The sequence below is a fragment of the Pseudomonas sp. SbOxS1 genome, assembly GCF_013416725.1.
Classification (GTDB): domain Bacteria; phylum Pseudomonadota; class Gammaproteobacteria; order Pseudomonadales; family Pseudomonadaceae; genus Aquipseudomonas.
Window position 1 is genome coordinate 66,344 of sequence record NZ_JAAVXC010000032.1, and the last position, 12,752, is coordinate 79,095.

At 60.7% G+C, this 12,752-nt stretch carries 11 protein-coding genes; 5 read left to right on the plus strand and 6 right to left on the minus strand.

The features are described 5' to 3' along the window. Position 1 precedes the first annotated feature (1 nt). A complete protein-coding gene (cysN, locus tag HFK74_RS24430; protein WP_180205718.1) occupies positions 2-1,900 on the plus strand; it encodes a sulfate adenylyltransferase subunit CysN in 1,899 nt (632 codons plus the stop codon). 166 nt (positions 1,901-2,066) lie between these two features. On the opposite strand, the gene HFK74_RS24435 is transcribed toward cysN, so the two are convergent. Genes HFK74_RS24435 through HFK74_RS24445 form a run of 3 tightly spaced genes read right to left on the minus strand, consistent with a single transcriptional unit; the run spans position 2,067 to position 5,459 of the window. Next, entirely contained in the window at positions 2,067-2,972 is a 906-nt protein-coding gene (locus HFK74_RS24435; protein WP_180205719.1) for an acyltransferase, read from the minus strand. Then, on the minus strand, positions 2,973-5,072 hold the full coding sequence (pta, locus tag HFK74_RS24440; RefSeq protein ID WP_180205720.1) for a phosphate acetyltransferase: 2,100 nt from the start codon (positions 5,070-5,072) through the stop codon (positions 2,973-2,975). It abuts the gene before it with no gap. A 60-nt stretch (positions 5,073-5,132) separates the two neighbouring features. After that, a complete protein-coding gene (locus HFK74_RS24445) occupies positions 5,133-5,459 on the minus strand; it encodes a DUF3565 domain-containing protein (protein WP_180205721.1) in 327 nt (108 codons plus the stop codon). On the opposite strand from HFK74_RS24445, the gene HFK74_RS24450 reads away from it, so the two are divergent. The 3 genes from HFK74_RS24450 to HFK74_RS24460 all read left to right on the plus strand — a co-directional run bounded on the left by HFK74_RS24450 (position 5,428) and on the right by HFK74_RS24460 (position 7,831). Next, positions 5,428-5,913, plus strand: a complete 486-nt coding sequence (locus HFK74_RS24450; RefSeq protein WP_008054392.1) for a peptidylprolyl isomerase — start codon at positions 5,428-5,430, stop codon at positions 5,911-5,913. The genes HFK74_RS24445 and HFK74_RS24450 overlap by 32 nt on opposite strands. A gap of 122 nt (positions 5,914-6,035) precedes the next feature. After that, complete coding sequence (locus HFK74_RS24455) at positions 6,036-6,518, plus strand: glutathione peroxidase (RefSeq protein WP_180205722.1); 483 nt, start codon at positions 6,036-6,038, stop codon at positions 6,516-6,518. 209 nt (positions 6,519-6,727) lie between these two features. Next, a complete protein-coding gene (locus HFK74_RS24460) occupies positions 6,728-7,831 on the plus strand; it encodes an NADH:flavin oxidoreductase (protein WP_180205723.1) in 1,104 nt (367 codons plus the stop codon). 87 nt (positions 7,832-7,918) lie between these two features. Here HFK74_RS24460 and HFK74_RS24465 read toward each other — a convergent pair whose 3' ends face one another. Together HFK74_RS24465 and cysZ are read right to left on the minus strand one after the other, a co-directional pair. Continuing rightward, a complete protein-coding gene (locus HFK74_RS24465) occupies positions 7,919-9,118 on the minus strand; it encodes a glycosyltransferase family 1 protein (protein ID WP_180205724.1) in 1,200 nt (399 codons plus the stop codon). Positions 9,119-9,157: 39 nt separating this feature from the next. Further along, positions 9,158-9,910 (minus strand): sulfate transporter CysZ, encoded by a 753-nt coding sequence (gene cysZ, locus HFK74_RS24470; RefSeq protein WP_180205725.1) that lies wholly within the window; start codon positions 9,908-9,910, stop codon positions 9,158-9,160. Between the two features lie 314 nt (positions 9,911-10,224). Between cysZ and trxB the strand changes: the two genes are divergently transcribed. Beyond that, on the plus strand, positions 10,225-11,181 hold the full coding sequence (gene trxB / locus HFK74_RS24475) for a thioredoxin-disulfide reductase (protein WP_150769431.1): 957 nt from the start codon (positions 10,225-10,227) through the stop codon (positions 11,179-11,181). Positions 11,182-11,358: 177 nt separating this feature from the next. Here trxB and HFK74_RS24480 read toward each other — a convergent pair whose 3' ends face one another. After that, the gene (locus HFK74_RS24480) at positions 11,359-12,609 is read right to left on the minus strand and encodes an aspartate aminotransferase family protein (RefSeq protein WP_180205726.1); all 1,251 of its coding nucleotides are present in this window, start codon (positions 12,607-12,609) and stop codon (positions 11,359-11,361) included. Positions 12,610-12,752 lie beyond the last annotated feature (143 nt).

Sequence of the window (12,752 nt, forward strand, 5' to 3'; positions counted from 1 at the left end):
CATGTCGCATCAATCTGATTTGATCAGCGAGGACATCCTCGCCTACCTGGGCCAGCACGAACGTAAAGAGCTGCTGCGCTTTCTGACCTGCGGTAACGTCGACGACGGCAAGAGCACCCTGATCGGGCGCCTGCTGCACGACTCCAAGATGATCTACGAAGATCACCTGGAAGCCATTACCCGCGACTCGAAAAAAGTCGGCACCACCGGTGAAGACATCGACCTGGCATTGCTGGTCGATGGCCTGCAGGCCGAGCGTGAACAAGGCATCACCATCGATGTCGCGTACCGCTACTTCTCCACCGCCAAGCGCAAATTCATCATCGCCGACACCCCCGGCCATGAGCAGTACACCCGCAACATGGCCACCGGTGCGTCCACCTGTGACCTGGCGATCATCCTGGTCGACGCCCGTTACGGCGTGCAGACCCAGACCCGTCGCCACAGCTTCATCGCCTCGTTGCTGGGCATCAAGCACATCGTTGTCGCCATCAACAAGATGGACCTCAAGAACTTCGACGAAGGTGTGTTCGAGTCGATCAAGGCCGACTACCTGAAGTTCGCCGAAGGCTTGAAGCTCAAGCCGACCAGCATGCACTTCGTGCCGATGTCGGCCTTGAAGGGCGACAACGTGGTGAACAAGTCCGAGCGCTCGCCGTGGTACACCGGCCAGTCGCTGATGGAAATCCTCGAGACCGTCGAAGTGGCGGGCGACCGCAACTTCACCGACCTGCGTTTCCCGGTGCAGTACGTCAACCGTCCGAACCTGAACTTCCGCGGTTTCGCCGGCACCCTGGCCAGCGGCATCGTCAAGAAAGGCGACGAAGTCGTGGTGCTGCCGTCGGGCAAGAGCAGCCGCGTGAAATCCATCGTCACCTTCGAAGGTGAACTGGAACACGCAGGTCCTGGTCAGGCGGTAACGCTGACCATGGAAGACGAGATCGACATCTCCCGTGGCGACCTGTTGGTTCACGCCGACAACGTGCCGCCGGTCACCGACAGCTTCGAAGCGATGCTGGTGTGGATGGCTGAAGAGCCGATGCTGCCGGGCAAGAAATACGACATCAAGCGCGCCACCAGTTACGTGCCGGGCTCCATCGCCAGCATCGTCAACAAAGTCGACGTGAACACCCTGGAAGAAGGCCCGGCCAGCGCGTTGCAGCTGAACGAAATCGGCAAGGTCAAGATCGCGCTCGACGCGCCGATTGCCCTCGACGGTTACGACAGCAACCGCACCACCGGCGCGTTCATCATCATCGACCGCCTGACCAACGGCACCGTCGGCGCCGGCATGATCGTCGCGCAGCCGTTGGCGCATGGCACCAGCACGCACCACGGCAAACTGGCCCACGTCGCTACCGAAGAACGTGCCCAGCGCTTCGGCCAGCAACCGGCCACCGTGTTGTTCAGCGGCCTGTCGGGCGCGGGCAAAAGCACCCTGGCCTACGCCGTTGAGCGCAAGCTGTTCGACCTGGGTCGTGCGGTGTACGTGCTTGATGGCCAGAACCTGCGTCACGACCTGAACAAAGGTCTGCCACAGGATCGCGCCGGGCGTACCGAGAACTGGCGTCGTGCCGCTCACGTGGCGCGTCAGTTCAACGAAGCCGGCCTGCTGACCCTGGCGGCGTTCGTTGCGCCGAGTGCCGAAGGTCGTGAGCAGGCTCGGGAACTGATCGGCAAAGAGCGTCTGGTGACGGTCTACGTCCAGGCCTCGCCGACGGTCTGTGCCGAGCGTGATCCGCAAGGCCTGTACGCGGCGGCTGGGGATAACATCCCGGGCGAGTCCTTCCCGTACGACGTGCCGCTGGATGCCGATCTGGTGATCGACACCCAGTCCGTGTCGCTTGAAGACGGCGTCAAGCAGGTGCTGGAGTTGCTGCGCAAGCGTGGCGCTATTTAAGCGCTAGCCAGTAAAAAGAAACCCGCCGATGAGTGATAATCGGCGGGTTTTTTTATGCCTGCTCGGTCAACTGTAGGAGTGAGCCTGCTCGCGATAGCGGTGAATCAGTCGACATAAATTCTGAATGTACGACCGCTATCGCGAGCAGGCTCACTCCTACAGGGGATCAACGTTTGCCTGGGAATTCGTGGTGCAGCTGTTCCAGTAATGCATCCTTGTCTTCCCACAACTGATTGATCCAGCCCTGGAACTGCAAGCGGTACTCTCCATCCTGATCGTAATTCTTGCCAATGAACTGCGGTGGAATCTTCAGCTCCTGGAAATGCACCACCACGTCTTTGACATTGCCGCACAGCAAGTCCCAGAAGCCCGGTCGTCCAGCGGGATAGTGGATCGTCACGTTGACGATGGACTCCAGCTGCTCGCCCATGGCATCCAGTACAAACGCAATGCCACCCGCCTTGGGCTTGAGCAAGTACTTGAACGGTGATTTCTGCTGGGCATGCTTGCCTTCGGTAAAGCGCGTGCCTTCGACGAAATTGAAAATGCCCACTGGATTATCACGAAACTTCGCACAGGTCTTGCGCGTGGTTTCCAGGTCCTTGCCTTTCTTCTCCGGATGCTTTTCCAGATAGGCCTTGGAATAGCGCTTCATGAACGGAAAACCGAGCGCCCACCACGCCAGTCCAATCACCGGCACCCAGATCAACTCCTGCTTGAGAAAGAACTTCAGCGGCTGGATACGCCGATTGAGCACGTATTGCAGCACCAGGATGTCGACCCAGCTCTGGTGGTTGCTGGTGACCAGGTACGAGTGCTGGTAGTCCAGGCCTTGCAGGCCGCTGACGTGCCAGCGGGTGCGACGGACCAGGTTCATCCAGCCTTTGTTGATGCTGATCCAGGCTTCATGGGTATGGCTCATCAGCCAACGTGCGATGCGCTGGGTGAGGGCGAACGGCAATACCTTGACGAGCGCCACGCAGAACAGGAACGAGCACAGCAAAATCGTGTTCAGCGCCAGCAGCAGCGCAGCAATCACTCCGCGCCAAAACGCGGGTAGGAAATCCAGCATTTATACATCCATAGGTCGGTTGGCAGCTTGAATCGCAGTCAGGGCGATGGTGTAGACGATGTCATCGACCTGCGCGCCGCGCGGCAAATCGTTCACCGGTTTGCGCAGGCCCTGCAGCATCGGCCCGAGGCTGACGCAGTCGGCACTGCGCTGCACGGCTTTGTGCGTGGTGTTGCCGGTGTTGAGGTCGGGGAACACGAACACCGTGGCGCGACCGGCCACCTGGCTGTTCGGCGCCAGTTGCCGGGCCACGGTTTCGTTGGCGGCGGCGTCATACTGCAACGGGCCGTCGATCAGCAGAGAGTTTTGCTGCTCATGGGCGAGCAATGTCGCTTCGCGGACCTTCTCGACTTCCTCGCCGCTGGCCGACTCACCGCTGGAATAGCTGATCATCGCCACACGCGGGGTGATGCCGAATGCCGCCGCCGAGTCGGCGCTTTGCAGGGCGATCTCAGCCAGTTCGACGGCGCTCGGGTGCGGGTTCATCACGCAGTCGCCATAGACCAGCACTTCTTCGGGAAACAGCATGAAGAACACCGACGACACCAGGGTGCAGCCTGGCGCGGTCTTGATCAGCTGCAGGGCCGGGCGGATGGTATTGGCGGTGGAGTGAATGACGCCCGATACCAGGCCGTCGACTTCATCCAGCGCCAGCATCATGGTGCCGATCACCACGGTGTCTTCCAGTTGCTGCTCGGCCATCGGTGCGTTGAGGCTTTTGCTTTTGCGCAGGGCCACCATCGGCTCGACGTAGCGTTCGCGAATCAGGTCAGGGTCGAGAATTTCCAGCCCCGGCGGCAGCTCGATGCCTTGGGCGCGGGCCACGGCTTCGACGTCGGCGGGTTTGGCCAGCAACACGCAACGGGCAATGCCACGGGCCTGGCAGATCGCCGCGGCCTGTACGGTCAACGGTTCGCTGCCTTCCGGCAGGACGATGCGCTTGTTGGCGGCCTGGGCGCGCTGGATCAATTGATAGCGGAACACCGCCGGCGACAGGCGCATTTCCCGCGGGGTACCACAGCGCTGGTGCAGCCAGTTGGCGTCCAGGTGGCTGGCGACGAAATCGGTGATGATTTCTGCGCGCTCGCGGTCGTCGATCGGGATTTCCTTGTTCAGGCCGTTCAACTGGTTGGCGGTGTCGTAGGAGCCGGTACTCACCGACAGTACCGGCAGACCGGCCTGCAAGGCGCCACGGCAGAGGTCCATGATGCGCGGGTCGGGTAGGGTGTCGCTGGTCAGCAACAGGCCGGCCAGCGGCACGCCGTTGATGGCCGCGAGGCTGACGGCGAGGATGATGTCGTCGCGATCGCCGGGGGTCACCACCAGCACGCCGGGCTTGAGCAGCTCCACGGTGTTGCGCATGGTGCGCGCGCAAATGATGATGTTGGTCATGCGCCGGGTTTCATAGTCGCCGGCGTTGAGCACTTGCGCGCCCATCAGGTCGGCCACGTCGCGCGTGCGCGGGGCGTTCAGTTCCGGGCGGAATGGAATGCAACCCAGCAGGCGGAAGTCGCCACTGCGCAATAGCGGTGAATGTTCCTTCAGGCGCGCGGCAAAGGCCTCCATGCTTTCGTCGGTCTTGACCTTGTTCAGGATCACGCCGAGGACTTTCGGGTCTTTCGGGCCGCCAAACAACTGCGCCTGCAACTCCACGCGACCGGACAATTCGGTCAGCACTTCGTTTTCCGGTGCCGACACCAGGATCACTTCGGCATCGAGACTCTTGGCCAGATGCAGGTTGACCCGCGCGGCATAGCTGGCACTGCGGGTTGGCACCATGCCCTCCACGACCAGCACGTCCTTGCCGATGGCGGCTTGCTGGTAGAGGGTGATGATTTCTTCGAGCAGCTCATCGAGCTGGCCATCACCGAGCATGCGTTCGACATGGGCCAGGCCCAGCGGTTGTGGTGGTTTCAGGCCGTGGGTGCGGGCTACCAGTTCGGTGGAGCGTTCAGGGCCCGTGTCACCCGGATGCGGCTGGGCAATCGGCTTGAAAAAGCCGACTTTCAGGCCGGCGCGTTCGAGGGTACGTACCAGCCCGAGGCTGATGGAGGTCAGGCCCACGCCAAAATCGGTGGGCGCGATAAAAAAAGTTTGCATGCGGATTCTCTGAAGGTGCATGGCAATGGTGATGGCCTATGACTGGCCAACTACCGAAATTCAGTCGCCAAGGTTATCGCTAACCGAGCCCTGTGCGCACCAACCGCAATCAAAGGGCTGGCCTATTTTTTCCTGGCGCTGCAACGGGTCGAGGACCCAGGCCCGGGATTGCCAGGGTGGCTGGTGGCGCAGGTGCTGCGTGTGGCCGCAGGAAAGCTCGACCACCCAGTGGCTGTCTTCGTCCTGATGGAAGCCTGTGATCGTCGAATCCCGTCTGTCCGGGTTGTGTTCGCTTTCGGGCGATTGCTTCGCTAAACTGGGTCTTTCAATATTCTTATGCAAAAGGTCTCGCCCCATGCTGATCGCCGCCAATAAGGCTGTCTCCATCGACTATACCCTGACCAACGACGCTGGTGAGGTCATCGACAGCTCCGCCGGCGGCGCGCCGCTGGTCTACCTGCAAGGCGCAGGCAACATCATTCCAGGCCTGGAAAAGGCGCTGGAAGGCAAAGCAGTCGGCGACGAGCTGACCGTGGCCGTTGAACCAGAAGATGCCTACGGCGAGTACGCTGCCGAACTGGTCAGCACCCTGAGCCGCAGCATGTTCGAAGGTGTCGACGAGCTGGAAGTGGGCATGCAGTTCCACGCTTCCGCTCCGGACGGCCAGATGCAGATCGTGACCATCCGCGATCTGGACGGCGACGACGTCACCGTAGACGGCAACCACCCGTTGGCTGGTCAGCGCCTGAATTTCCAGGTGAAGATCATCAACATCCGTGATGCCAGCCAGGAAGAAATCGCTCATGGCCACGTCCATGGCGAAGGTGGCCATCACCACTGATTTCTGCGCTAAGCTCAGATAGCTGGAGAGGCGCCCCGAGGGCGCCTTTTTAGTCTGCGGCTGTTCCAGGCGACACCACCAAGTGGCTGTTTCGAGAAGAACACGGGAATCTGGAGTACGTCATGAGTGCTTTTCACGAACTTAATTTGACAGCCCTGGATGGTCAGGCGCTACCTCTGGCACCTTTCAAAGGCCAGGTCGTGCTGGTGGTCAACGTGGCCTCCAAATGCGGCTTGACCCCCCAGTACGCGGCGCTGGAAAACCTCTACCAGCAATTCAAAGGCAAGGGTTTCAGCGTGTTGGGTCTGCCGTGCAACCAGTTTGCCGGTCAGGAACCCGGTACCGAGCAGGAAATAAAGGACTTCTGCAGCCTCAACTATGGTGTGACCTTTCCGTTGTCCAGCAAGCTGGAAGTCAACGGTCACGATCGTCATCAGCTGTACAAGTTGCTGGCGGGCGAGGGCGCGGAGTTTCCTGGTGACATTACCTGGAATTTCGAAAAATTCCTGCTGGGTAAAGATGGACGTGTGCTGGCGCGCTTTTCGCCACGCACGGCGCCGGATGATCCAAGTGTCGTCCAGGCGATCGAAAAAGCCCTGGCCTGACATCTCCCTTGTAGGAGCGAGGCTTGCCCGCGAAGGCGGTCGGTCAGTCGACATCATTGTTGGCTGACATGACGCCTTCGCGGGCAAGCCTCGCTCCTACAATGCTTTCTGTCTTTTGACTCTTAATCACTAAAATCAATAATGCTTTTCAAGGCGCTCCACGCCCCATATTATCATCGTCATATAGTCATTCTTCGTGGAGCGTCCCCATGCCCGTCAAAGCCCTGTTCAAACCGTTCCACCTCGGCACCCTCGAACTGCCGACCCGCGTCGTCATGGCGCCGATGACTCGCTCGTTTTCGCCGGGCGGCGTACCCAATTCCAAAGTGATCGAGTACTACCGTCGTCGCGCCGCCGCTGGCGTGGGCTTGATCATCACTGAAGGCACCACCGTCGGGCACAAGGCTTCCAACGGCTACCCGAACGTACCGCATTTCTATGGCGAAGCCGCGTTGGCTGGCTGGAAGAAAGTCGTCGACGCGGTTCACGCCGAGGGTGGCAAGATCGTTCCGCAACTGTGGCATGTCGGCAGTGTGCGTCGCATCGGCACCGAGCCGGACGCCAGCGTGCCGGGTTATGGTCCGTCGGAAAAGGTGAAAGAGGGCAATGTCGTGGTGCACGGCATGACCCAAAAGGACATTCAGGATGTGATCGCCGCGTTCGCCCAGGCGGCGAAGGATGCCCAGAGCATCGGCATGGACGGCGTGGAAATCCACGGCGCCCACGGCTATCTGATCGACCAGTTCTTCTGGGAAGGCAGCAACCAGCGCACCGACGAATACGGCGGCAGCCTGGCCAACCGTTCGCGTTTCGCCATTGAGTTGATTCAGGCGGTGCGTGCAGCGGTCGGCGAAGGTTTCCCGATCATCTTCCGTTTCTCCCAGTGGAAGCAGCAGGACTACACCGCGCGCCTGGTGCAAACCCCTGAGGCGTTGGGCGAATTCCTCAAGCCGTTGGCCGACGCTGGCGTGGACATTTTCCACTGTTCGACACGCCGCTTCTGGGAGCCGGAGTTCGACGGTTCCGAGCTGAACCTGGCGGGCTGGACCCGCAAGCTCACTGGCAAGCCGACCATCACCGTGGGCAGCGTCGGTCTGGACGGTGAGTTCCTTCAGTTCATGGTCAACACCGACAAGGTGGCGCAGCCGGCCAGCCTGGAAAAACTGCTGGAGCGTTTGAACAACGACGAGTTCGACCTGGTGGCGGTGGGTCGTGCATTGCTGGTGGACCCGGACTGGGCGCAGAAAGTGCGCGACGGCCGTGAGGAAGACATCCTGCCGTTCAGCCGTGAGGCGTTGATGACGCTGGTTTAACCGGCGTCCAGAAGGGCCTCTTCGCTGGCAAGCCAGCTCCTACAGATCGCCGCTGAATTTGTAGGAGCTGGCTTGCAGGCGAAGCTTTTAAGGCAACAACGCTGCATCGGGTAGGGATTGCCCCTGCACACAAGCCCCCCGCAACTGCCCTTCGAACTGTTCGATGATCGCCGCCCACCCCTGCCGACTGGCATGCTGACGCGCATTGAGCCGCAGGCAGCGCAAGGTTTCGCGCTTCTCCAGCAGCCACACAGCAGCATCGCAGAACGCCTCCTCATCCCCCGGCATCGCCAGCACGCCGTTGTAGCCATGACGAATATGCTGCGCCGCTGCCGCCTGGTCGTAAGCCACTACTCCCAGTCCCGAGGCCAATGCCTCAAGCACCACATTGCCGAAGGTCTCGGTCAGGCTCGGAAATAGAAACACATCCCCGGACGCATAGTGGCTGGCCAGGGCTTCACCGCGTTGCGCCCCGCAGAAAATCGCCTCGGGCAATTCGCTTTCCATCAATTGCCGTTGCGGGCCATCGCCCACCACGATCAGTTTCAGAATGCGCTGTGGATAAGTGGCCTTGAGCGTATCGAAACAGCGTTTGAGCAAGCCGAGGTTTTTCTCCGTTGCCAAACGGCCGACATGGATAACGGCAATGTCCTTCTCGCCCAGCCCCCATTGCTCGCGCAGCGCGTTCAAGCGTTTTCTGGGGTGAAACAACTGGCTATCGACTCCGCGGGACAGCAACGCCAGGCGCTCGAAATGCCGGCGTTCCAGCTCCATGCGCTGGCTGACACTGGGCACCAGGGTCAGGTTCGAGCGATTGTGGAACCAGCGCAAATAGTGGGTCAGCAACCGAGTCAGCAAGCCGAACCCGTACTGGCTGGAGTACTGCTGGAAGTTGGTGTGGAAGCCGCTCACCACTGAAATGCCCAGGCGCCGTGCCGCGCGCAATGCCGACAATCCCAAAGGTCCCTCGGTGGCGATGTACAGCACATCGGGGCGATGGCGCTTCCAGCGCCGCAGCAACTTGTGCATCGACGACTGCCCCCACTGCAACCCGGGATAACCCGGCAGCGGCCAGCCCCGGCACAGCAACAAGCCATCGTCACCGCTCGCCGATTGATCGCAGCCCTGGCGTGGTCGCACCAATTCCACCTGGTGCCCGCGCGCGCGCAAACCGTCGCACAGTCGCCCAAGGGTATTGGCAACGCCGTTGATTTCCGGAGGAAAGGTTTCGGTGATCAGGGTGATATGCAGGGCTGTCGTCATGGCCTCAGTGTGGGCTGAGGCCATGTCGGCGTTGTGACGGCAAGATGATGGATTTGTGACCGACTAGCGTTGAGTCACCAGATTTTCCGCCCCACGCTCACGCACCCAGAACAAGGTCGCCCCGGCCACGGCCGCTGGCATCATCAGGATGTTCACCACCGGAATCAGCAGCACCAGATAGACGCTGCCGCCGAAACTCATGCTCTGCCAGCGCTTCTGCCGCAGCCATGCAAGCATCTCGTTCCATCCCAGCTTGTGGTTATCCGCCGGGTAGTCGATGTACTGGATCGCCATCATCCACACCCCGAACAGCAGCCACAGCGGTGCCGCGATGATGTTCACCACCGGGATGAACGAAAGGATGAACAGCCCGAGCGCCCGTGGCAGGAAATAACCGAGCTTGCGCATTTCCCGGGCGAAGGTACGCGGGATCATGGCGATCAGCTCACCCCAGCTGAAGGCCGGGAAGTCGTCGGTGCCGCGCACCACCACTTCGACTTTCTCCGCGAGGAAACCGTTGAAGGGCGCCGCGATGATGTTGGCGAGCATGGTGAAGGTGAAGAACACCATCAACACCACCAGCACCACGAACAACGGCCACAGCACATAGTTGAGAAAACCCAGCCAGTCGGGCAGGGACGGCATCAGCGTATCGACCCACAGGCTGAACTGATGGCCGGCCAGATAGATCAATCCGACGAACAGCACCAGGTTGATGGCCAGCGGTAACAATACGAACAAACGCAAACCGGGGCTCAGGACCAGCTTGAGGCCTTCGCGCAGGTATTGCGGGCCGGACAGAACGGGGGCGGGCATAACGGGCTCCGGACAATGGGAAACGCGCCGACCTTACCGGCTTTGCCTGACAGGCGAAAGCGCGACAGTGACATCGACATTAACTGTAACAAAGGCGTCCTCATTATCGCTCAGTGGGGATAGAGACCACCTATGAGCTGGATTGTTAAACCGTATTTCCTTAATCTTCGCCCCCTCGATACGCTGCACCCAATCTTTTTACAGGACTGTCGAGTTCAAGCCTTCCCCAAGTGCTTTCAATGGTCCTTTTTTATTCCCGCCGGTCAGCCGGCGTTCCGCGCCAGGTATTCCGGGCCGGTCAACAGGAGCAGGTCATGTCTGAAGTCCGTCATTCGCGAGTGATTATTCTCGGTTCCGGCCCTGCCGGTTACAGCGCCGCGGTCTATGCCGCCCGTGCCAACCTCAAGCCACTTTTGATCACCGGCATGCAGGCCGGCGGTCAACTGACCACCACCACCGAAGTCGACAACTGGCCGGGCGATGTCCACGGCCTGACCGGCCCGGCACTGATGGAGCGGATGCGCGAGCACGCCGAGCGCTTTGAAACCGAGATCGTTTTCGATCACATCAATGCCGTGGACTTTGCTGCCAAGCCTTACACCCTGACCGGCGACAGCGCGACCTACACCTGCGACGCCCTGATCATCGCCACTGGCGCCAGCGCTCGTTACCTGGGCCTGCCGTCGGAAGAAGCGTTCATGGGCAAAGGCGTTTCGGCCTGCGCGACCTGTGACGGTTTCTTCTACCGCAACAAGCCCGTGGCCGTGGTCGGCGGCGGTAACACCGCTGTCGAAGAAGCCCTGTACCTGGCCAACATCGCCAGCACCGTGACCCTGATCCACCGTCGCGAAACCTTCCGCGCCGAGAAGATCCTGATCGACAAGCTCAATGCCCGCGTTGCAGAAGGCAAGATCATCCTGAAGCTGAACGCGACCCTGGACGAAGTCCTGGGCGATAACATGGGCGTGACCGGTGCCCGTCTGAAAAACAACGACGGCAGCTTCGACGAAGTGACAGTCGACGGCGTGTTCATCGCCATCGGCCACACCCCGAACACTTCGTTGTTCGAAGGCCAGTTGACCTTGAAAGACGGCTACCTGGTCGTACACGGCGGCCGTGACGGCAACGCCACTGCGACCAACCTCGAAGGCATCTTCGCCGCCGGTGACGTGGCTGACCACGTCTACCGCCAGGCGATCACCTCCGCTGGCGCCGGTTGCATGGCGGCACTGGATGCCGAGCGTTACCTGGACAATCTGCAGAACGCTTGATTCTGTAGAAGCGAAAAAACCGGCCTCACAGCCGGTTTTTTTGTGCCCGGGATTCAATGCCTGATCACATACCAATGTGGGAGCGAGCCTGCTCGCGAATGCGGTTTTTCAACCAACATTGATTTCGACTGACACTCCCTCTTCGCGAGCAGGCTCGCTCCCACAAGGATTGCGGGCTCAGGTCAATTTCTGCAGGCACGCCTCAAGAATGTCCAGGCCTTCCTCCAAAACCTGCGCCTCGGTCGTCAACGGCGCCAACAGCCGGATGATGTGGCGCGATTTACCGCTGGGCATCAGCAACAAACCGGCGTCCCGGGCCAGGGCCAGCAGTTGCGTCAATTGCGCCGAAGCCGGCGTACCGTCGGCCTTGATCAACTCGATGCCACGCATCGCCCCGATACCGGTCAAGCGACCCAGGTACGGCGACAGGTTGTTCGCGCGCCAGGTTTCGTAGCGACTGACAATCGCTTCCTCCTGTTGCGAACCCCAGGCCTGCAGATTGGCGTCGGTCATTTCATCCAGGGTCGCGAGCGCGGCGGCGCAGGCGATCGGGTTGCCGGAATAAGTGCCGCCGAGCCCACCCTTGGGCAAGTTATCCAGCAACGCCTTGCGCCCGACCACCGCCCCCAGCGGCATGCCGCCGGCGATGCTCTTGCCCAGCAGGATCAGGTCCGGTTCGATGCCCAGTCGCGAGAACGCAAACCGCTGGCCAGTGCGGCCGAAGCCAGACTGGATTTCATCGGCGATCAGCACAATGCCTTTTTCGTCGCAAAACGTGCGCAGTGCCTGGGCGAACTCGACATCCATCGCCAGGAAGCCCGCTTCACCCTGCACCGGTTCGACGATAAAGCAGGCCACGTCCTCGACGTCGATCTCGACGCTGAACAGGCGCTCCATGGCTTTGAGGGCCTCGACACAAGTCACGCCGTTGTCCCGGCTGGGGAACGGCAGGTGATACACCGGCCCAGGCAGCACACCGATTTTCTGTTTGTACGGCGCCACCTTGCCGTTGAGGTTGAGGGTGGCCAGCGTGCGGCCGTGGAAGGCGCCATCGAAGGCGATGACGGCTGTGCGGCCGGTGGCGCCACGGACGATCTTCAGCGCATTCTCCGCCGCTTCTGCGCCGCTGTTGGTGAGCATGCCGCTGACCGGGTAATCCACCGGAATGAACGCCGCCAGGCGATCCATGAGTTCGAGGTAGGGAGTATGGGGCGCGGCGTTGAAGGCGTAGTGGGTCAGCCGGGTGGCCTGCTCGCGAATGGCCTCGACGATGCGTGGATGGCAATGGCCGAGGTTCAATACACCGATGCCGCCGACAAAGTCGATGTAGCGTTTGCCATCGGTGTCCCAGACCTCGGCGTTTTTGCCGTGGCTGAGGGTGACAGGGTGAACGATATTGATCGACTGGCTGATGGTTTCGCTGCGCATGGCTGACCGGCTCGGAAGAAGAAGGGCTTCTTTTTATCTAAGCCGGGAGCAGCTGTGCCCGGCAAACGAAATAAAGTCGCCGGGTTAATCTTTAAAGTCGGGATGTGGTTTCAAGCACGATTGAATCTGTAGGAGCTGGCTTG

Excerpts from the sequence above, each read along its gene's own strand:
- HFK74_RS24445 (WP_180205721.1), bottom strand. The coding sequence starts at position 5,459 with ATGGAGACAGCCTTATTGGCGGCGATCAGCATGGGGCGAGACCTTTTG.
- HFK74_RS24460 (WP_180205723.1), top strand. The coding sequence starts at position 6,728 with ATGCCCGTCAAAGCCCTGTTCAAACCGTTCCACCTCGGCACCCTCGAA.
- HFK74_RS24480 (WP_180205726.1), bottom strand. The coding sequence starts at position 12,609 with ATGCGCAGCGAAACCATCAGCCAGTCGATCAATATCGTTCACCCTGTC.
- HFK74_RS24455 (WP_180205722.1), top strand. The coding sequence starts at position 6,036 with ATGAGTGCTTTTCACGAACTTAATTTGACAGCCCTGGATGGTCAGGCG.
- HFK74_RS24465 (WP_180205724.1), bottom strand. The coding sequence starts at position 9,118 with ATGGCCTCAGCCCACACTGAGGCCATGACGACAGCCCTGCATATCACC.
- HFK74_RS24435 (WP_180205719.1), bottom strand. The coding sequence starts at position 2,972 with ATGCTGGATTTCCTACCCGCGTTTTGGCGCGGAGTGATTGCTGCGCTG.
- pta (WP_180205720.1), bottom strand. The coding sequence starts at position 5,072 with ATGCAAACTTTTTTTATCGCGCCCACCGATTTTGGCGTGGGCCTGACC.
- HFK74_RS24450 (WP_008054392.1), top strand. The coding sequence starts at position 5,428 with ATGCTGATCGCCGCCAATAAGGCTGTCTCCATCGACTATACCCTGACC.
- trxB (WP_150769431.1), top strand. The coding sequence starts at position 10,225 with ATGTCTGAAGTCCGTCATTCGCGAGTGATTATTCTCGGTTCCGGCCCT.
- cysZ (WP_180205725.1), bottom strand. The coding sequence starts at position 9,910 with ATGCCCGCCCCCGTTCTGTCCGGCCCGCAATACCTGCGCGAAGGCCTC.
- cysN (WP_180205718.1), top strand. The coding sequence starts at position 2 with ATGTCGCATCAATCTGATTTGATCAGCGAGGACATCCTCGCCTACCTG.